This window comes from Diaminobutyricimonas aerilata (assembly GCF_002797715.1).
Lineage (GTDB): Bacteria > Actinomycetota > Actinomycetes > Actinomycetales > Microbacteriaceae > Diaminobutyricimonas > Diaminobutyricimonas aerilata.
Map to the genome: position 1 here is coordinate 264,657 of NZ_PGFF01000001.1, position 19,551 is coordinate 284,207.

Below are 19,551 nucleotides of genomic sequence, written 5' to 3' on the forward strand. Positions count from 1 at the left end.
ACTGTGGCAGACGGATGCGCGGCTCACGCCCGCGCATTCGGCGCTTTAGTAGGGTGGGCCCACCGCGGGCCGGAGTCGTCGCCCAGGCCGCCCGCGATCGGGCGGGGAAGGAGCGATCGATGGCCGTGAGCGTGCGGGACGTCGCGGCGCGCGCGGGGGTGTCGGTCGGCACCGTCTCGAACGTGCTCAACCGGCCGGCGAAGGTGGCCCCCGAGACGGTCGCTCGCGTGCAGGCCGCGATCGCCGAGCTGGGCTTCGTGCGCAACGCCGTCGCGCGCCAGCTGCGCGCGGGGCACAGCCGCAGCATCGGGCTCGTCGTGCTCGACGTCGGCAACCCCTTCTTCACCGACCTCGCCCGCGGTGCAGAGGACCGTGCCGCGGCCGACGGACTCGCCGTGCTGCTCGGCAACAGCGACGACGACGCCGCCCGCGAGGCGGCGCACCTCGACCTCTTCCAGGAGCAGCGCGTGCACGGGGTGCTCGTGTCACCGCTCGGTCCCGACGCGCTGCCGCGCCTGCGGCGCTTGCGCGAGAACGGCATTCCGGCCGTGCTCGTCGACAGTCCCTCGGACGACGACTCGTTCTCGTCCGTCGCCGTCGACGACGTCGCCGGCGGGCACCTCGCCGTCACCCACCTGCTCGAGCAGGGTCGGCGCCGCATCGCCCTGATCGCTGGACCGAGCCACATCCGCCAGGTGGCCGATCGCATCGCGGGCGCTCGGCGCGCGGTTGCGGAGTGGCCCGGCGCGACCCTCGAGGTCGTCACCGTGCCCGCGCTCACCGTGCTCGAAGGCCGAGCCGCGGGGGAGTCGATCCGCGACCGCCCGGCCGAGCAGCGTCCGGACGCGATCTTCGCCGCGAACGACCTGCTCGCGGTCGGGGCGCTGCAGGCCCTCGTGATGCTCGGTTCCATCGACGTGCCGGGCGACATCGCGCTCGTCGGCTACGACGACATCGACTTCGCCTCGGCGACGGTGGTGCCACTCACCTCGGTGCGACAGCCGAGCGCCGAGATCGGCGCCCGCGCCGTCGACCTGCTGCTCGGCGAAGCCGCCGACCCGGAGGGCTTCGCGCGCCAGCAGGTCGTGTTCCAACCCGAGCTCGTGGTGCGGCGATCCAGCGGCGGTGCGGCGTGAGCACGCCGACGCGGCCCGGCAAGGTCGGCATCCGCGAGGTCGCCGTCGCGGCGGGGGTGTCGCAGGGGAGCGTCTCGCACTACCTCAACCACCCCGACCGCGTCTCCGCCGACAAGGCCCGCCGCATCCAAGACGCCATCGACCAGCTCGGCTTCGTGCGCAACAACGCCGGCCGCCAGTTGCGTCTCGGGCAGAGTTCGACGATCGCGTACCTCGTGCCGGATGTGAGCAACCCCTTCTTCGCGTCGCTCGCCGAGGGCGTCGAGGTCGCCGCCGCGCGCGCCGGCCTCGCCGTGTTCATCGCGAACTCGAACCGCGACCGCGCGCGGGAGGACTCCTATCTCGAGCTCTTCCAGGAGCACGGGGTGCGCGGCATGCTGGTCGCCTCGCCGAACCCCATCGAGGACCGGCTCGCGGCCATCCGTGCGCGCGGCATCCCCTCGGTGCTCGTCGGGCAGCGCGCCTCGACCCCCGAGCAGCCGTCGGTCTCGATCGACGACGTCTCCGGCGGATACCTCGCCGCCCGCCACCTCATCGAGGCCGGATGCCGCCGGCTCGCCTTCGTCGGCGGGCCCCTGCGCATCCGTCAGGTCGCCGACCGGCTGCAGGGCGCGAGTGCGGCCATCCGGGAGGAACCCGGCGTGACGCTCGAGATCATCGATGTGAGCTCGCGCATCATCGCGGAGGGGCACGAGGTCGCCGAGGCGATCGTCGACCGCGACCCCGCCGCTCGGCCCGACGGGGTCTTCGCGGTCAACGACCTGCTCGCGATCGGCATGGTGCAGACCCTCGTGGCCCGCGGCGTGCGCGTTCCCGACGAGCTCGCGCTCGTCGGCTACGACGACATCGAGTACGCCGGCAGCTCGATCGTGCCGCTCACCTCTGTGCGCCCGCCGCACGAGGAGTTCGGGGAGGCGGCGCTCGATCTGCTGCTCGCGGTCAGCTCCGACACGGAGCCGCCGGAGTCGACGCAGCTCGTCTTCCCGCCGGAGCTCGTCGTGCGCGCGAGCACGCGCCGCTGAGCCGGCGGGGGTCCTTGAGCCTGTCGAAGGGCGGTCCCTGAGCCTGTCGAAGGGCGGTCCCTGAGCCTGTTGAAGGGCGGTCCCTGAGCCTGTCGAAGGGTCAGTCGGGGAGGGCGGCGGTGACGTCGTCGTGACGGCCGGCGAGCACGTCGTCGATGCTCACCCGGGTGGCGGTGACGGCGGACACGTAGACGGCCCGCACGGTCGCGAGCGCCAGCAGGGCGTCGTCCACGGTCACGCGCGGCGGCCGTCCGGTCGCGAGGGCCTCGAGCACGTCGAGGTACTGGCGGATGTGGCCGCGGGTGAAGTCGTCAGTCTCCGTGAGCAGCTCCGGCAGCTCGATCTCGGGGATCCCGGCCGCCGCCGAGTGGTCCGCACGGTCGCGACCGGCGGTCTCGCCGGATGCGGTGTGCAGGTAGGCGAGGTCGTCGTCCTCGACGATCGCGGTGCCGTCGGTGCCCATCACCTGCAGGCGGGTGCCGAGTCCCGGATACGCGGCGGTGGTCGCGTGGAGCACGGCGAGGGCGCCGCTGTCGAACCGGATCGACGCGGTCGCGGTGTCCTCCACCTCGACGCCCTCGTGCGCGAGCAGCGCGATGTCCGCCGACACGGTCACGGGTCGGCCGAGCATCCAGAGCAGCACGTCGACGGTGTGCACCCCTTGGTTCATGAGCGCTCCGCCGCCGTCGAGGCGCCAGGTGCCGCGCCACGAGCCGGAGTCGTAGTACTCCTGCGACCGCCACCACGGCACGCTCGCGATGGCCGAGGTGACCCGGCCGAGGCGTCCGTCGGCGATGGTGCGCGCGAGGAAGCGGTTGCCGGCGTCGTAGCGGTGCTGGCTGATGACCGTGCACACGAGGTGCGGAGCGCGGGCCGCCGCAGCCCCCAGCTTGCGGGCGCGCGCCACGTCGACATCGATCGGCTTCTCGATGACGACGTGCATGCCGGCCTCGAGTGCCGCGACGCCCAGCTCGACGTGCAGTCCGCTCGGTGTGGCGACGACCACGAGGTCGCAATGGAGCCCGCTCGCGATCAATTCGCCGAGGTCGCCGAAGACGCGCGGCCGCTCGGCACCCGAGTCGACGATCTGCTGGGCGAGGGCCTCGGCGGCGTCACGTCGTCCGTCGACGAGGGCGACCGTGGCGATGCCCGGCAGGGCGCGGATGGCGCGCGCATGCGTGACCCCGATCACGCCGCAGCCGATGATCGCCGCGGCGATGCGCTCCGTCGCGCTCATGTGACCTCGCTCCCTCGGGTGCGGGCCCGTCGCCCGGCACTCGGATGGGCACCAGACTAGGGCCGTCCCCCTGCTCTGGCAAGCGATTGCCAGTTCAGCATTGTTGAGCGAAACCCCGTTTTGGCAATCGCTTGCCTCGATCGTTTTCCGCGTGCCACAATGACGACGCATCGCGGCCGGTCGATCCGATCCGCGCCGTATGAACCGTTCCATGACGAAGAGGTCGTGAGTTGTCCCGAACGTCAGCGCCACCCCGCGATCCGCGGTCGATGGCGCCTGCCGGCGGCCCTCCCGCACCGCCGAGTCGCTGCGGACGGTGCTTCCCGCCGGATCCCCACCATCGTCCGCGCATCCGCGCCGGGCGGATCCGGCGAACGACCGGCACGCCGGCTCTGCGGTAGCCCCGGGCCACCACCGGCACCCACACCATCAAGGAGGATGACATGGCAAGAAGGTCACGAACGGCCCTCGCGGTCGCCGGAGTGCTCGCGATCGCGCTGAGCGCGTGCTCGAGCGGAGGCGGCGCGGAGGAGACGAAGGAAGACGACGGTCCCGTCACGCTCGAGTTCTGGGCGTGGGGATCGAACATCGACAAGCGGGTCGAGGTCTGGAACGCCGAGAACCCCGACATCCAGGTCGAGATCTCGGCCCCGGCCGCGGGCAACGACATGCCCGTGCAGGTGCTCAGCGCCGTCCGCGCCGGACAAGGGCCCGACATGGCCCAGGCCGAGTTCACCCAGATGCCCACCTACGTGTCCGCGGGCGTGCTGCACGACCTCGAGGCGAACCGGGACGACATCGTCGACAAGTTCTCCGAAGAGGTCATCGAATCCGTCTCGTTCGACGGCACCCTCTACGGCATCCCGCAGGACCTCGGCCCGGCGCTGCTCATGCACCGCAAGGACCTCTTCGCCGCCAACGGACTCGAGGTGCCCACCACGTGGGACGAGTTCCGCTCGCTCGCCGAGAAGGTGCGCACGCTCGAGGGCGGCGACAAGTACCTGCTCAACTTCAGCTCCCTCGACGCCGACCTCTTCATGGGCCTCGCCCTGCAGGCCGGGGCCGAGTGGTGGTCGTACGAGGACGACGCCTGGCAGGTGAACATCGACGACGACGCCACGCAGGAGGTGCTCGACTTCTGGAAGGGGCTCGTCGAAGACGACCTCGTGAGCACCTACCAGACGAACAGCCCCGAGTACATCGAGGCCGTCGCCTCCGGCCGGGTCTTCGCGACGATCGCCGGAGCGTGGGCGCCCGGTCCGCTGCTCAACCAGTACCCCGACACCGTGGGGCTCTGGGCCGGAGCCCAGATCCCGCAGTGGGACACGGATGAGCCGCGCGTCTTCGCGCGGGGCGGGTCGGCCGACGTGATCCTCGAGGGCACCGACCACTACGAGCAGGCCGTCGAGTTCCTCACCTGGCTGAACGCGTCCGACGAAGGCGCCGAGGGCCTCGTCGAGGTCAACAAGTTCACGGCGGCGCTGCACGGCCAGGAGATCGACCGCACCCCGCCGGCGCTCATGCCCGACGACACCGAGTACTGGCCGACGGCGTCAGAGGCGGCATCGCACCTCGTGAGCGTGCAGTGGGGACCGAACACGCAGGTCGCCTTCACGGCCATCACGGATGAGCTCGGCAACGCCATCGAGGGAACGGCGCCCTGGGAGGACGTGCTGCCCACGGTCGACAAGATCGTCGGCGACGACCTCGGCTGATCCCCTGACCCCGGCTCCGCGCCGCCCGGTGATCGCCGGGCGGCGCGGGCCCCATGAAATCCGAAGAGGGTTCGAGAAATCCGAAGAGGGATTGTGACCACGACAACGGCCCCCCGCCGCGCGACGACGGATTCCGCTCCGCGCCGCAAGGCGAACACCATCCGGCGTTCGCACCACGTCTTCGCCTACGCGCTCATCGCGCCCGCGCTCGCACTCTTCGCCGTCGCGTTCGTGATCCCCATCGTGTACTCGATCGGGCTCAGCATGTTCTCCCGCGAGGCGGGGAGCGGCGGCGCGTACGCCCCGAAGGAGGACGCGTTCGTCGGCCTCGGGAACTACGTCTCCGTGCTCGCCGATCCGACGTTCTGGGCCAGCCTGCAACGGCTCGCGATCTTCGCGGTGATCATGGTTCCGCTCATGATGCTGACCTCGATCGTGCTCGCCCTGTTGCTCGACCTGCCGCGCGTCGGCGCGCGGGCCTTCAGCCGCACCGCGATCTTCCTGCCCTACGGAGTACCGAGCGTGATCGCGGCGCTCATGTGGGGCTTCCTCTACGTGCCCGAGATCAGCCCCGTCTACCAACTGGCCGGGTCGATCGGCCTCGAGCTGCCGCCCCTGCTGCGCGGCGACCAGATCTACACCGCCATCATCAACGTCGTGCTGTGGGGCGGCATCGGATTCAACGCGATCATCATCTACACCGCGCTGCAGTCCCTGCCCGCGGAGCGGATCGACGCGGCCCGGCTCGACGGCTGCAACGAGTGGGCGATCGCGCGGCACGTGAAGCTGCCGCACGTGCTGCCGGCCACCGTGCTCACGGCGCTGTTCTCGATCATCGGCGCCCTGCAGATCTACAGCGAGCCGCAGATGCTCTCGAGCCTCACCACCGCCATCCACTCGACGTTCTTCCCGCTCATGCGGGTGTACCGAGACGCCTTCGCGCACGACGACCTGAACTCCGCGGCCGCCGCGTCGATCCTGCTCGCCCTGGCGACCGTGCTGCTCTCGCTGCTCGTGCTCGGTCTGCGCACGTTCACCTCCCGGAAGGCCAACTCATGAGCCGAGCATTCCCGGCGCGCGCACGACAGCCGCGCAACGTCATCGCGACGATCGTGCTGCTCGGCGCGGTCGTGTACTTCCTGCTGCCGATCGTGTGGGTGTTGTTCTCGTCGACCAAGACGACGGGCGAGCTCTTCACCACACCCGCGTTCTCATTCGGGTCCGGCTTCTTCGACAACATCGTCGACCTGTTCCAATACCAGGGCGGCGCGTTCGCCGTGTGGCTCGGCAACAGCTTCCTCTACTCGATCGTGGGGGCGACCCTCTCGACGATCGTCTCCGCCGCCGCCGGGTACGCGCTCGCGCTGTACGACTTCCCGGGCAAGAAGGCCATCATGATCGGCCTGCTGGCGGGTGTGCTGCTGCCGACGATCACCCTCGCGATCCCGCAGTACATGCTCTTCGCCCAGTGGGGGCTCACCAACACCTACTGGGCGGTGCTCATCCCCGTGTCGATCACCCCGTTCGGCATCTACCTCGCCTTCGTCTACGCCAAGGCGAGCGTGCCGGTCGAGCTGCTCGAAGCCGGCCGGGTGGACGGGTCGTCGGAGTTCCGCACGTTCTCGTCGATCGGGCTGCCGCTGCTGCTGCCGGGTCTCGTGACGATCTTCCTGCTGCAGTTCATCGGGGTGTGGAACAACTTCCTGCTGCCGTACATCATGCAGTCGGATGCCGACCTCGCCCCGATCACGGTGGCGATGTACCTCATGCTCAACCGGGGTGGCAGCGAGCCCATCCTCTACTCCATCGCGATCGCCGGCTCCGCCGTCGCCGTGATCCCCGTGGTCGCCTTCGTGCTGCTGCTGCAGCGCTTCTGGCGGCTCGACCTCATCTCCGGCAGCATCAAGTAGGAAGGAACGACGTGCGCAGCATCGGCGTCATCGTCAGCAGCGACCGGATCGAGGCGGCCCAGGCCGCGGGGGCCGACTATGTCGAGCCCACGATCGTGAACAACCTCGTGGCCCGCTCCACGGACGGGGTCTGGGGCCCGAACCCCGACAGGGAGACGCCGACGGGATGCCCGTCGTTCGCGATCCTCTTCCCGGGCGACCTCCGGCTCGCCGATCCGTCGTTCTCCGCCGACGAGGTGACCGCCTACCTCGAGGCGGTGCTGCCGGTCGTCGCCGCCCACGCGGCCCCCGGAGCGAAGATCGTGTTCGGCAGCGGGGCCGCCCGCACGATCCCGGAGGGTGTCGACCGTGCGGAGGCCGAGACGCGTTTCGCCGACGTCGTTCGGCAGGCGAGGGACATCGCGGCGCGCCACGACCTGCGCATCGTGCTCGAGCCGCTGCACCGCGGGGAGACGAACCTCATCAACTCGATCGCCGAGTGCGCCGCGTTCCTCGACGAGCACGGCATCGACGGGGTGCCGATCGTCGCGGACCTCTTCCACATCATGCTCGAGCACGAACCGCTCTCGGTCGTCCGGGAGCAGGGGGCGCGGATCGGGCACGTGCACATCGCCGACGCGGAGCGCCGTACTCCCGGGTCGGGTGACTGGCCGCTCTCCGAGTTCCTGCGCGCCCTCGACGAGGGCGGGTACACCGGTTCCGTGTCGCTCGAGTGCAACTGGGACGACTTCCCGAGCGAGGTCGCGTCGGGTCTCGCGCACGTGCGCACCCTCGTCTGAACCGCGCGACGACCGCGTGAGCCCGTTCCCCCGCGCGCTGCCGACGCCGGAGCACCCCGACCCGCGCGACGCCCCGGCGCTGCGCTGGGGCGTGCTCGGTCCGGGCGTCATCGCCGCCGACTTCACGACCGCGCTGCACCGGCACACGACGCAGCGCGTGGTCGCCGTCGGTTCCCGGGATGCGGCCCGGGCCGCCGCCTTCGCCGCCCGCCACGGTGTCGCGCGAGCGCACGGGAGCTACGAGGAGCTCGTGGCGGACCCCGGTCTGGACGTCGTGTACGTCGCGACACCGACGAGCGAGCATACGGCCCACGCCCTGCTGGCGATCGCCGCGGGCCGGCACGTGCTCGTCGAGAAGCCGCTCGCCCGCACCGCCGTCGAGGGCGTCGCGATCCGTGCGGCGGCCGAGGCACGCGGCGTGCTCGCCCTCGAGGCGATGAAGACGCTGTACCTGCCGCACCTCCAGGTGCTGCGGCGGTTGCTCGCGGACGGGGCGATCGGAGAGGTGCGGTCCGCGGCTGCGGCACTCGGCATGCCGACCCCGTTCGACGCCCGCACCCGCCTCTTCGACCCGGCACTCGGGGGCGGGGTGGCGCTCGACATCGGCGTGTATCCGGTCGCCTTCGTGCACGCCGTCGCCGGCGACATCGAGCGCGTCGCGGCCCGCGGCACCCGCGCTCCCTCGGGTGTGGACGACGACATCGACGCGGAGCTCACCCACGCGGCGGGTGTGCGGTCCCGGGTGACGGCGACGTGGCGGCGGGCCGTCGACGGCGGGGCGATCGTGCAGGGGAGCCGCGCCCGCGTGGTGCTCGGTGCGCCATTCCACAACCTCGCGCCGCTCACGCTGTCGGACCCGGCGGGCTCGACCATCGCGTTCGACGAGAGGCGCTGGCCGGGGCGGGAAGGCATGGCGTTCGAGGCGGCGGCCCTCGCCCGGTGGGTGGAGATCGACGACCGAGCCGCCGTGCGGACGGCGGGCGACGCGTCACTCGCCGTGCTGCGCGTGCTCGATCGCATCCGCGACTGCGTCGGTGCCGCATCCGCCGATGGAACAGATTTTGGCAACCGGTTGTCAAAGTCGTCATCGCCCGGTTAGGGTGACTCTGCCGGCCCGCCGTAGAGCCTCTGCTCGACCGCGGTCCGCACACGATCGAGGGGCCGACGACGGCCCGGATGAGGGGGAACGGTGGCCGAGAGCCCCGCGACGACCTGGACCCTGTCGGGGTTCGGCGACGAGATCGATCCGGAACCCGACATGCAGGCCGCCGTGCTGCTCGCGCTCGGCGCCCGGCACATCGAGGTGCGCAGCGCCTGGGGCGTCAACGTCGCCGACTTCACCGACGCCCTGACCGTGCGGCTGCGACGGGTGCTGGATGCGCGCAGCATCGCCGTCTCGGCGGTCGCGTCCCCGATCGGCAAGGTCGACGTCGCGCTGCCGGTGGAGCACGAGGTCGAGCGGCTGCGCCGCGTCATCCGCGTGGCCGACGGTCTCGGCGCCCGCTACATCCGCATCTTCTCGTTCTACCGCGCCGCCGGTCACTCCCACGACGACGTGCGCGACGCCGTGCTCGAGCGCATGGCGGCACTCGCCGCCGAGGCCGAGCCGGCGGGCGTCGTACTGCTGCACGAGAACGAGAAGGAGATCTACGGCGACACCCCGGACCGCGTGCTCGACCTCGTCGAGAGCGTCGGCTCCCCGGCCCTGCGGCTCGCGTGGGACAACGCGAACTTCGTGCAGGTCGGCGTGCGTCCGTTCACCGACGGCTACGCACTGCTGCGTCCGTACCTGGAGTACCTGCAGGTCAAGGACGCGATCGCCGGCACCGGCGAGGTCGTCCCGGCAGGCCACGGCGATGGAGAACTGCTCGAGACCGTCACCGCGCTCCGCGCCGACGGCTACGCCGGATTCGCGTCCCTCGAGCCCCACCTGGCCAGCGCCCATGAACTGGGCGGGTTCTCGGGACCCGCCGCCTTCGGCGACGCCGCTCGGGCGTTCGCCGACCTCACCCGCCGCATTGGAGTGCACCTCGCATGAGCAGAGTCCGATTCGCCCTCGCCGGCGCCGGCATCATCTCGAAGCAGCACGGCATCGTGCTCGACCAGCTGAAGGAGCAGGCCGAGCTCGTCGCCGTGGCCGACCCCGTGCTGTCGAAGGCGGAGGCGCTCACACAGGAGCGCGGCGGGCGCGCCTTCCCCTCGCTCGGCGACGCCCTCGCCGGAACCGACATCGACGTCGTCGTCGTGTGCACGCCGACCGGCACGCACGGCGACCTCGCCATCCAAGCCCTCGAGGCCGGCAAGCACGTCATCATCGAGAAGCCCGCCGAGATCACCGTGGAACGCGCCGACCGGATCCTCGCCGCGCAAGAGCGCGCGGGGAAACTCGTCACCGTCATCTCGCAGCACCGGTTCGACCCGTCGACCGAGATCGTCGTCGAGGCCGTGCGCAGAGGCGAGTTCGGCCGGCTCACCTCGGGCATCGCCTCGATCGACTGGTGGCGCGGGCAGAGCTACTACGACTCGGGCGACTGGCGCGGCACGTGGGCCCTCGACGGGGGCGGCGCGCTCATGAACCAGGGCGTGCACACCGTCGACCTGCTCGTCGCGGCGATGGGTCGCCCCGTCGAGGTCTTCGGCTACACCGCGGTGCTCGCGCACGAACGCGTCGAGACCGAAGACGTCGCCGTCGGCGTCGTGCGGTTCGAGTCGGGCGCCCTCGGTGTGCTGCACGGCTCCACCGCCGTCTACCCCGGCCTCGTCGCGCGCCTGCAGGTGCACGGCGACCGCGGCTCCGCCGTCATCGAGAACGACCGGCTCACCTACTTCCACTCCACCCCGGTCGACGTGCAACCGGAGGACGCGTTCTTCGGCAGCCAGGGCGGCGACACGAACCAGGCCGACCGGTTCGCCGGCGCCGACGGCAAGCCCGTCGTGGCCGGGTCGAGCGTCGCGGGCCAGATGTCGGATGCACACCTCTACCAGTACGAGAACTTCCTCGCCGCGCTGCGCGGCGAGGAGGAGGTGCGCGTCGGGCTCCGCGAGAACCGACAGGCGATCGCCATCATCACCGGTCTGTACGAGTCGGCGCGCACCGGCGCCCCCGTACGGCTCGCCTGAACCGCACCGACCGACCCCGCGACCACCGAGGAGCCCCATGACCGCCGCATCCCCCCGCACCCCGCGCATCGCCGCGAACCCCATCCCGTACTGGGCGAAGGCCGGCAAGACGCGCGAGGTGTTCGAGCGGGCGTTCGCCGACTTCCAGCGCATCGGCTTCACCGCCGTCAAGGCCGACATCCCCGAGGGGATGACCGCCGACGAGTACCGCGAGTGGATCGCCGGGTACGGCCTCGCGCCGTCGCTCAGCCTCTTCAGCAGTCCCCTCGACGAGACGGTCGACATGGACGACGTGCTGGAATCGGCGCGGCGGTTCGGCGCGGCGCAGGCGTCGCTCGGACTCGACCGCACGATGCTCTCGTCGATGGCGGTACCGGCCCGGATGGAGACGCCCGCGGTGGGTGCGGACTTCAGCCAGGAGCGGCTCGACCGGGCGATCGAGAACGCCGGCCGCGTCTGCGAGGTGCTCATCGCCGAGGGCATCCGCCCCCTGCACCACTCGCACGTGGGCGGCGTGTTCGAGACGGAGTACGAGATCACGAGCCTGCTCGACACCCTCGGCCCCGACCTGCTCGGATTCGGCCCCGACACCGGCCACCTGCGGTGGGCCGGTGCCGATCCCGTCGCGCTCATCCGCAGGTACGCCGACCGCATCGGCGGCATCCACATCAAGGACGTCTACCCGGACTTCCTCGATCCGGAGTCGTACGACGGGCGCGGTTACCGCGAGCTCGGCGAGAGCAAGCGGCTGTGGGCCGAGCCGGGGCGCGGTGTCCTCGACTTCGACGCGATCGTCGCCGCGATGCCCGACGACTACGACGGCGACTACATGATCGAGATCGACCACCCCAGCGTGCAGGACGAGTACGAGTCGCATCGCATCTCGTTCGAGTGGGCCCGCTCGGCCCTGCCCGCGAGCGCGGGGTAATGTCGCGTACGGATCCGCAACCGGCCGTGCCGCCGCCGGCGGACCGCACCGAGCGTGGAGGTCGTGTGACATCGACAGGATCGGGTGACGACGCCGTCGCGCCGGCGGCCGGAGCCACCCGCGCGCACCCGCGCAAGGCGGCGACGATCTACGACATCGCGCAGCTCGCCGGTGTCGATCCGTCGACGGTGTCGCGCGCGCTGAGCAAGCCCGGACGCATCAACGCCATCACGGCCCAGAAGATCCAGGAGGCCGCGCGCTCGCTGAACTACCGGGTCAACCCGGCGGCGCGGGCGCTCCCCACCGGTCGCACCCGCACCATCGGGTTGATCGTGAGCGACATCACCAACCCGGTCTTCTTCGACATCGTGCGCGGTGCCGAGCAGGAGGCGGCGAACCAGAACTACACCCTCGTGCTCGCGGAGTCCCGCGAGTCCAACGACACCGAGCTGCTCACGGCGCACCGGCTGCTGCCCTCGGTCGACGGTCTCATCCTCGCCACCAGCCGTCTCGACTCCGAGCAGATCCAGGAGCTCGCCGACGAGAAACCCGTCGTGGTGCTCAACCGCGTCGTCGACGGAGTCGAGAGCGTCGTGGCCGACGTCGACGCCGGGGTGGGGCAGGCCGTCGAGCACCTCGCCGGGCTCGGGCACCGTCGGGTCGGGTACTTACCCGGTCCGGAGCGGTCGTGGGTCTCCGGGCGCCGCGGCGAAGCGATCGCGCGGCAGTGCGCGCAGCGAGACATCGAGGTGACGATGCTCCCCGCGGCACGGCCGATGATGGAGGGCGGACGTCAATCGGCGGGCGACGTGCTCGCCGCGGGGGTGACCGCGCTGTTCACCTACAACGACCTGCAGGCGATCGGTCTGCTGCTCGAACTCACCGCGACGGGCACCCGCGTTCCGGACGGGTTGAGCATCATCGGATTCGACGACATCTTCGGCGCCGACTTCACGACGCCGCCGCTCACGACGGTCGCCGCCCCGCACGCCGAGACCGCGGCATCGGCGGCGCGCAGCATCCTGGCTCGGCTCGACGGTGAGGAGCGACCCGCGTCGGGGGCCCATCTGCGCACCGAACTCGTCGTGCGCGGCTCCACCGGTCCCGCCTGAACCGCACCGCGGCGGGTCCTCCGCGACGCGACCGTGCCGACCGGTGGCACCGTTCGCCGTGCGATCGAGCGCGCTCACGGTGTGCCGCACGCCGTGCGCGGACGATTCCGCGCGCGTCTTTGGCAACCGGTTGACAACGTCGCGCCGATACCGCCACGATGGATCACATGTCAGCGTCGATCGCGGTGCATCCGCACCGTCTCCTTCCCGCGGATCCCGCGACCCGCGCGATCGCCGAATCGCTGCTCACGCTCGTCGAGCACCTGCCGATCCTCTCGCCGCACGGACACGTCGATGCGGCCGTGCTCGAGCGCGACGAGCGCTTCCCCGACCCCGCGACGATGCTCGTGACGCCCGACCACTACGTCACCCGCCTCCTGCACGCCGCGGGGGTGCCGCTCGGTGAGCTGGGCCTCGGCAGCGAGCCCGCCCCGCCTCGCGAGGTGTGGCGCCGGTTCTGCGCGGGATGGCCGCTGTTCGACGGCACGGCCTCGGGGTACTGGCTGAGGTCCGAGCTCGTGCAGGTGTTCGGCATCGACGACGCCCGGCTCACCGCCGAGCACGCGGACGACCTGTACGACGAGCTCGAGCGCCGGCTGGGGAGCCCGGAATTCCGTCCGCGCGCCCTGTTCGAGCGCTTCGGCATCGAGGTGTTCGCGACCACCGACGATCCCCTGGACGACCTCTCCGCCCATCGCGCTCTCGCCGCCGATCCGACCTTCCGCGGCCGGGTGCTGCCCACGTTCCGGCCGGACGCCTACCTCAAGGCGCACAGCGCCGGATGGGCCGAGCGCGTGGATCGACTGATCTCCGTCGCCGCCGGTGGCGCCTCCGGCTACGCGGGCTACATCGCCGCCCTCGAGGAACGCCGCCGGTACTTCATCGCGCACGGAGCGGTCTCGACCGACCACGGCGCCGCGACCGCGCAGACGCTCAAGCTCGACCCCGCGGACGCCGCCGCACTGTTCGACCGCGCGCGGGCCGGCGACGCCGACGCGGCGGACGCGGCCGCGTTCGAGGCGCACATGATGTACGAGATGGCCCGGATGTCGGTCGACGACGGGCTCGTCATGACGGTTCACCCCGGCGTCTTCCGCAACCATCACCGGCCCTCGTTCGACCGTTTCGGGGGCGACACCGGGCACGACATCCCCGTGCGCATCGACTACACCGCCGCCCTCCGACCGCTGCTCAACGACTTCGGCACGCGCGAAGGCTTCCACCTCGTGCTCTTCACGATCGACGAGACCACGTTCTCGCGCGAGCTCGCGCCGCTCGCCGGCTTCTACCCGGCGGTGTACATCGGCGCTCCCTGGTGGTTCCTCGATGCGCCGGATGCGATGCTGCGGTTCCGCTCGGCCGTCACCGAGACGGCGGGCTTCAGTCGGGCATCCGGGTTCATCGACGACACGCGCGCCTTCGCCTCCATCCCCGCCCGGCACGATGCGGCACGACGCGTCGAATGCGCGTTCCTCGCGCGGCTCGTCGCGGAGCACCGGATCACCGAGGAACGCGCCGCCGAGATCGTGGTCGATCTCGTCGATCACGCCCCGCGTCGGGTGTTCAAGCTGTGACCGGCCGCACCGCGGAGGCCGTCGCCCTCGACGCCGCGTCGCACCCCCGGTCGCGCACCGCGCCGGTGCGCATCGTGCACCTCGGCCTCGGTGCCTTCCACCGTGCGCACCTCGCCTGGTACACCGACCGGGCTGACCCGGCTCGTGAGTGGGGCATCGCCGCGTTCACGGGCCGCCGGCCCGACGCCGCGCTCGTGCTGGGCGCCCAGGACGGGTTGTACACGCTCGTCGAGCGCGGTCCCGACGGCGACCGGTTCGAGGTGATCGAGAGCCTCGTCGAGGCCCGCGACGGCGCCGATGTCGCACGGCTGCGCGAGCTGCTCGCGCGACCCGAGGTGGCGATCGTGTCGCTCACCATCACGGAACCCGCGTACCTCGTGACGGCGGACGGTCGTCTCGACACGGGATCCCCGGAGGTCTCGGACGACATCGCGCGGGTGAGCTCCGTGCTCGCGGGGGACGCGTCCCCCGCCCCGAGCACCATGCCCGGTCGCCTCGTCGCGGGCCTCGCCGCCCGGCGCGACGCGGACGTCGGCGGCCTGTCCGTCGTGAGCTGCGACAACCTGTCGCGGAACGGGCAGGTCACCCGCGCCGCCGTGCTCGGCATGGCGGAAGAGGTCGACCCGGACCTGCGCGCGTGGATCGAGCGGGAGATCGCGTTCGTGGACACGTCGGTCGATCGCATCACGCCGCGCACCACCGACGACGACGTCGAGCTCGTGCAGCAAGCGACGCAGCTGCACGACCGCTCCCCGGTCGTGACCGAGCCGTTCCGCAGCTGGGTGCTCGCCGGGGAGTTCCCGGCCGGCCGGCCGAGCTGGGAGGACGCGGGCGCCGTCTTCGTCGACGACATCGAGCCGTTCGAGCGACGCAAGCTGTGGCTGCTCAATGCGGCACACTCGCTGCTCGCCTACTCGGGCATCGCGCGCGGCCATGCGACCGTCGCCGAGGCGCTCGCCGATGCCGACTGCGCCCGCTGGGTGGAGGAGCTGTGGGATGAGGCCGCCGGCCTCCTCCGCGACCCGGCACTCGACCTCGACCGGTACCGGGCCGACCTGCGCGACCGGTTCGCGAACGCCCGCATCGCCCACCATCTGACGCAGATCGCCGAGGACGGGACCGCGAAGCTGCGGGCCCGCGCCGTGCCCGTCCTGCGCGGCGAACGCGAGGCCGGCCGATCCGGTGCCGCCGCGGCGCGGCTCATCGCGGCGTGGATGGACCATGTCGCTGGGAGCGCCGATCCGGCACAGCTGCCCGACGCGCGGCGCGACGACATCGCCGACGCCCTCGCGGCGCCCGGGGAGGAACGCACGGTGCGCCTGCTGGCCCTGCTCGACACCGCCCTGGCCGACGATGCGGAGGTCGTCGCCCTGATCGAAGAGCGGTCGCGTGAGCTGCACGCGGCCGCCGGAACGGAAGGAACCCGATGAGGATCATCGCCGCCGACGTCATCGTCACGAGCCCGACCCGCAACTTCGTGACGCTCAAGATCACGACCGACGAGGGCATCACCGGTCTCGGCGACGCGACCCTCAACGGCCGCGAGCTCGCCGTCGCCTCCTACCTGAAGGACCACGTCACCCAGCTGCTCATCGATCGCGACCCGCACCGCATCGAGGACACCTGGCAGTTCCTCTACCGCAGCTCCTACTGGCGCCGCGGTCCGGTCACCATGGCCGCGATCGCCGCCGTCGACATGGCGTTGTGGGACATCAAGGGCAAGGCGGCCGGGATGCCCGTCTACCAGTTGCTCGGCGGCGCCTCCCGCACCGGCCTGCGCACCTACGGCCACGCATCCGGACGTGACCTGCCGGAGCTGTTCGACTCGATCAACCAGCACCTCGAGGAGGGCTACAAGTCCATCCGGGTGCAGACCTCGGTACCCGGCATCACGGCGCTCTACGGCGTGGCCGCGCAGGTGCAGGCGACGGGCGAGCGTTACGACTACGAGCCCGCCGGCCGCGGAGCCCAGCCGGCGGAGGAGGACTGGGACACCCGCGCCTACCTGCGCCACCTCCCCGGCGTGTTCGAGGCGGTGCGCAACGAGTTCGGCCCGGAGCTGCCGCTGCTGCACGACGCGCACCACCGGCTCACGCCCATCCAGGCCGCGAAACTCGGCAAGGAGCTCGAGCCGTACGACCTGTTCTGGCTCGAGGACTGCACGCCGGCCGAGAACCAGGACGGCCTGCGGCTCGTGCGCCAGCACACGACCACCCCGCTCGCGATCGGCGAGGTGTTCAACACCGTCTTCGACTTCCAGACCCTCATCCGCGAGCAGCTCATCGACTACGTGCGTGCTGCATCCACCCACTTCGGCGGCATCTCCCCGCTCAAGAAGGTGATGGACTTCGCCGCGCAGTACCAGATCAAGTCGGGCTTCCACGGCCCGACCGACATCTCGCCCGTCGGCCTCGCGGCGCAGTGCCACGTGGGGCTCGCCATCCACAACTTCGGCATCCAGGAGTACATGGCGCACAGCGACAAGACGAACACCGTGTTCGAGCAGTCGCTCGTGTTCGCCGACGGGTTCCTGCACCCGGGCGACAACCCCGGACTCGGCGTCGAGCTCAACGAGGAGGCGGCCGCGAGCTTCCCGTACCAGCAGGCCTACCTGCCCTACAACCGCCTCTCCGACGGCACGGTGCACGACTGGTGAGTCGACCCACGGCACGGCCCGTCGCTCCCTGAGCCCGTCGAAGGGGGCACCCCGATGACACTCGCTCCCTGAGCCTGTCGAAGGGTGCCGCCCGCCGCGCACCCTTCCGCATGCCGGGATCATTTCCCGCGCATCCGGAAAGGTGAGCGGCACCGCCTGGAGCGGAACCTTCGCGGGCTCGGCGAGCCGAGCCTCAGCGAGGCGAGCGTGGCGAGCGTGGCGAGTGCAGTGCGTCAGTCGCGCGGCACCCCGAGCTGCCACGTGGTGAACTGCCCGCCGAGCGGCTCGCCCATCGGCGCGATGTCGCCCGGCTCGATGCCGCGCTCGCGCGCCCACGCGTAGGCGTCGTCGAGCGGCTCGAACCCGATGGCCTTGCCGGGGCCGAGCGGGAACCACGCCGACTCGTTCGCGGAGACGCCCCACACGATGTGGTGCTGTCCGTCGTCGAGCTGCGCCACGGCCTCGATGAGCCGCGCCATGTCGCCGGGCGAGAACCAGATCGGCAGGAAGTCGGGCGACGGCTCGGTGTTGAACGCGCAGATGCGCACGGACACGATCGACATGCCGGTGCGGTGCGACACGACGGCGCCGAGCAGCTCCATCGCGGCCTTCGTCACGCCGTAGTACGTGTCGGGGCGGGGCGCGAGCAGATCGGTCGCGCGCGCCTCGGCGGCCGTCGCAAGGCCGACGGCGTGGATGGAGCTCGCGAGCAGCACCCGCCGCACCCCGGCGTCCCGCGCCGCCTCGAGCACGAGGCGCGTGCCGGTGATGTTCGTGTCGTTGAGCTCGTCCCACTCGCGCTCGCTCGGGAAGCCGGCGAAGTGCACGACCGTGTCGGCGCCCTCGAACGCGCGCGCGAGGAAATCGCGGTCGAGGATGTCGCCCTCGATGACCCCCTCCACGTCGCCGCCCGCCCCGGGTGCCTCGAGCAGACGCAGTTCGCGGTCGGGGCGTTCGAGAAGGGGCGAGACGGCGCGACCGATGCGGCCTCCGGCTCCGGTGACGACGATGGTGCTCATGGTGCTCCCGTGCCGCGGGGAACGGACCGCGGCTTCGCGATTCATGCTTCCGGGATGCTCAACACACGTGCAACGCGCCCCCCGCTTTCGTTGAGCGAACGTCCAGGATGCGGCTGAGTCCCGCTGGTCGAGTAGGGCGCCCGTATCGAGACCTCCCTTCCGCAGGCGGTTCGCGTGGGGGTCTCGATACGGCGGGCTCCGCCGCGCCTACTCGACCGGCGGGTAGAGGGTGCCGCGCGTGCGCCTGGGCACCGCTGGTCGAGTAGGGCGCCCTGGCGCCCGTATCGAGACCTCCCCTCCGCGGGCGGCGACAACGACTACTCGACCAGCGGAGGCGCCGCCGCGCCGTCCGCTACCGTCGGACGCAGGAACGAGCCCCGCCCTTCGACCCCGGAGTCGCCCGATGTCATCCCGCACCTCGTTCCTCGCGCTCGTGGTCGCCGGTCTCTGCTGGGGCACCGGCGGCGTGCTCGGCCGCGAACTGGGCGCCGTCGCCGACGCGAGCGCCCTCACCGTCGCCGCCTGCCGGCTCGTGTTCGGCGGACTGCTGCTGCTCGCGCTCCACCTGGCGCGCCGCGGGCGGATGCCGCGGGGCGCGCGTGCCTGGCGCGGTATCGCCGCCCTCGCCGTGCTCGCGGCCGCGTATCAGGGCTGCTACTTCGGCGCCGTGTCCCTCGGCGACGTCGGCATGGCGACCCTGCTCGCTCTCGGGTCCGCGCCGCTGTTCGTGCTGCTGATCGAGGCGCTGCGCGACCGGCGGATGCCCGGGGCGCTCGCGCTCGCGCGGGCGGTGCTCGCCGTGGCGGGCCTCGCCCTGCTCATCGGCACCGTCGCGCCCGGCGAGCAGGACGTCACCTCGGTGCTGCTCGCCCTCGCCTCCGGACTCGCGTTCGCGTTCTTCACCGTGGTGGGCAAGCACGCGGTCGCCGGCGTCTCGCCGATGGCGGTGCCCGCGTTCGCGTTCACCGGCGGGGGAGTGCTGCTCGCCCTGCTCGCCCTGCCGGCCGGCGGACTCGCGTTCGCGGCCACCCCCACATCCGTCACGCTGCTGATCGCCCTCGCCGCGGTGCCGACCGCGCTCGCCTACGGCCTCTTCTTCGCCGGCCTCGCCGGCAGCTCGAGCGCGACGGCGAGCATCGTCGCGCTGCTCGAACCGCTCACCGCGACGGCGCTCTCCGTGGTGCTGTACGACGAGACCCTCGGCCCCCTGCAATGGGTCGGCGCCGCCCTGTTGCTCGTCTCGATCGGCCTCAGCGCCCTCGATCGGGATCGCGGATCTGTGCGACAGCCGACTGTCGTGTGAGCGAAACAACGCCGCAACATCCGGCCCGTATCGTCGGGGC

The 19,551-nt window shown here is 71.6% G+C and carries 17 protein-coding genes; 15 read left to right on the plus strand and 2 right to left on the minus strand.

Annotated features, from left to right (window positions below):
• Positions 1–119: 119 nt before the first annotated feature.
• Both CLV46_RS01345 and CLV46_RS01350 read left to right on the plus strand, forming a co-directional pair.
• The gene (locus CLV46_RS01345) at positions 120–1,136 is read left to right on the plus strand and encodes a LacI family DNA-binding transcriptional regulator (RefSeq protein WP_100363133.1); all 1,017 of its coding nucleotides are present in this window, start codon (positions 120–122) and stop codon (positions 1,134–1,136) included.
• Positions 1,133–2,158 carry a LacI family DNA-binding transcriptional regulator gene (locus tag CLV46_RS01350; RefSeq protein ID WP_100363134.1) on the plus strand — a complete coding sequence of 342 codons (1,026 nt, stop codon included), beginning with the start codon at positions 1,133–1,135 and terminating at the stop codon, positions 2,156–2,158. Before CLV46_RS01345 ends, CLV46_RS01350 begins: the two co-directional genes overlap by 4 nt.
• 100 nt (positions 2,159–2,258) lie before the next feature.
• Here CLV46_RS01350 and CLV46_RS01355 read toward each other — a convergent pair whose 3' ends face one another.
• Positions 2,259–3,395: a Gfo/Idh/MocA family protein gene (locus CLV46_RS01355; RefSeq protein ID WP_100363135.1), complete on the minus strand. Its 1,137-nt coding sequence runs from the start codon at positions 3,393–3,395 to the stop codon at positions 2,259–2,261.
• 443 nt (positions 3,396–3,838) lie between these two features.
• Between CLV46_RS01355 and CLV46_RS01360 the strand changes: the two genes are divergently transcribed.
• From CLV46_RS01360 to manD, 12 genes are all read left to right on the plus strand, one after another.
• The gene (locus CLV46_RS01360; protein ID WP_100363136.1) at positions 3,839–5,110 is read left to right on the plus strand and encodes an ABC transporter substrate-binding protein; all 1,272 of its coding nucleotides are present in this window, start codon (positions 3,839–3,841) and stop codon (positions 5,108–5,110) included.
• Positions 5,111–5,203: 93 nt separating this feature from the next.
• Complete coding sequence (locus tag CLV46_RS01365; RefSeq protein ID WP_100363137.1) at positions 5,204–6,169, plus strand: carbohydrate ABC transporter permease; 966 nt, start codon at positions 5,204–5,206, stop codon at positions 6,167–6,169.
• Entirely contained in the window at positions 6,166–7,020 is an 855-nt protein-coding gene (locus CLV46_RS01370; RefSeq protein WP_100363138.1) for a carbohydrate ABC transporter permease, read from the plus strand. The genes CLV46_RS01365 and CLV46_RS01370 overlap by 4 nt, the downstream gene beginning before the upstream one ends.
• An 11-nt stretch (positions 7,021–7,031) precedes the next feature.
• Positions 7,032–7,799 (plus strand): sugar phosphate isomerase/epimerase family protein, encoded by a 768-nt coding sequence (locus CLV46_RS01375; RefSeq protein ID WP_157802184.1) that lies wholly within the window; start codon positions 7,032–7,034, stop codon positions 7,797–7,799.
• Between the two features lie 16 nt (positions 7,800–7,815).
• Positions 7,816–8,898 (plus strand): Gfo/Idh/MocA family protein, encoded by a 1,083-nt coding sequence (locus CLV46_RS01380; protein WP_157802185.1) that lies wholly within the window; start codon positions 7,816–7,818, stop codon positions 8,896–8,898.
• Positions 8,899–8,988: 90 nt separating this feature from the next.
• The gene (locus tag CLV46_RS01385) at positions 8,989–9,837 is read left to right on the plus strand and encodes a sugar phosphate isomerase/epimerase family protein (RefSeq protein ID WP_425430397.1); all 849 of its coding nucleotides are present in this window, start codon (positions 8,989–8,991) and stop codon (positions 9,835–9,837) included.
• Positions 9,834–10,919, plus strand: coding sequence for a Gfo/Idh/MocA family protein (locus CLV46_RS01390; protein ID WP_100363141.1), 1,086 nt, complete (start codon positions 9,834–9,836; stop codon positions 10,917–10,919). Before CLV46_RS01385 ends, CLV46_RS01390 begins: the two co-directional genes overlap by 4 nt.
• Before the next feature lie 37 nt (positions 10,920–10,956).
• Entirely contained in the window at positions 10,957–11,847 is an 891-nt protein-coding gene (locus CLV46_RS01395) for a sugar phosphate isomerase/epimerase family protein (RefSeq protein ID WP_100363142.1), read from the plus strand.
• A gap of 65 nt (positions 11,848–11,912) precedes the next feature.
• Complete coding sequence (locus CLV46_RS01400; RefSeq protein ID WP_245866418.1) at positions 11,913–12,959, plus strand: LacI family DNA-binding transcriptional regulator; 1,047 nt, start codon at positions 11,913–11,915, stop codon at positions 12,957–12,959.
• Between the two features lie 167 nt (positions 12,960–13,126).
• Positions 13,127–14,533 (plus strand): glucuronate isomerase, encoded by a 1,407-nt coding sequence (uxaC, locus tag CLV46_RS01405; protein WP_100363144.1) that lies wholly within the window; start codon positions 13,127–13,129, stop codon positions 14,531–14,533.
• A complete protein-coding gene (locus CLV46_RS01410; RefSeq protein WP_245866419.1) occupies positions 14,530–15,963 on the plus strand; it encodes a mannitol dehydrogenase family protein in 1,434 nt (477 codons plus the stop codon). The genes uxaC and CLV46_RS01410 overlap by 4 nt, the downstream gene beginning before the upstream one ends.
• Positions 15,960–17,189, plus strand: a complete 1,230-nt coding sequence (gene manD, locus CLV46_RS01415; RefSeq protein WP_100363146.1) for a D-mannonate dehydratase ManD — start codon at positions 15,960–15,962, stop codon at positions 17,187–17,189. Before CLV46_RS01410 ends, manD begins: the two co-directional genes overlap by 4 nt.
• Positions 17,190–17,422: 233 nt before the next feature.
• Here the strand turns inward: manD and CLV46_RS01420 are convergent, their stop codons facing one another.
• Positions 17,423–18,208, minus strand: coding sequence for an NAD-dependent epimerase/dehydratase family protein (locus CLV46_RS01420; RefSeq protein WP_157802186.1), 786 nt, complete (start codon positions 18,206–18,208; stop codon positions 17,423–17,425).
• A 403-nt stretch (positions 18,209–18,611) separates the two neighbouring features.
• Between CLV46_RS01420 and CLV46_RS01425 the strand changes: the two genes are divergently transcribed.
• Positions 18,612–19,511: a DMT family transporter gene (locus CLV46_RS01425; RefSeq protein ID WP_100363148.1), complete on the plus strand. Its 900-nt coding sequence runs from the start codon at positions 18,612–18,614 to the stop codon at positions 19,509–19,511.
• The last annotated feature ends 40 nt before the right edge of the window (positions 19,512–19,551 follow it).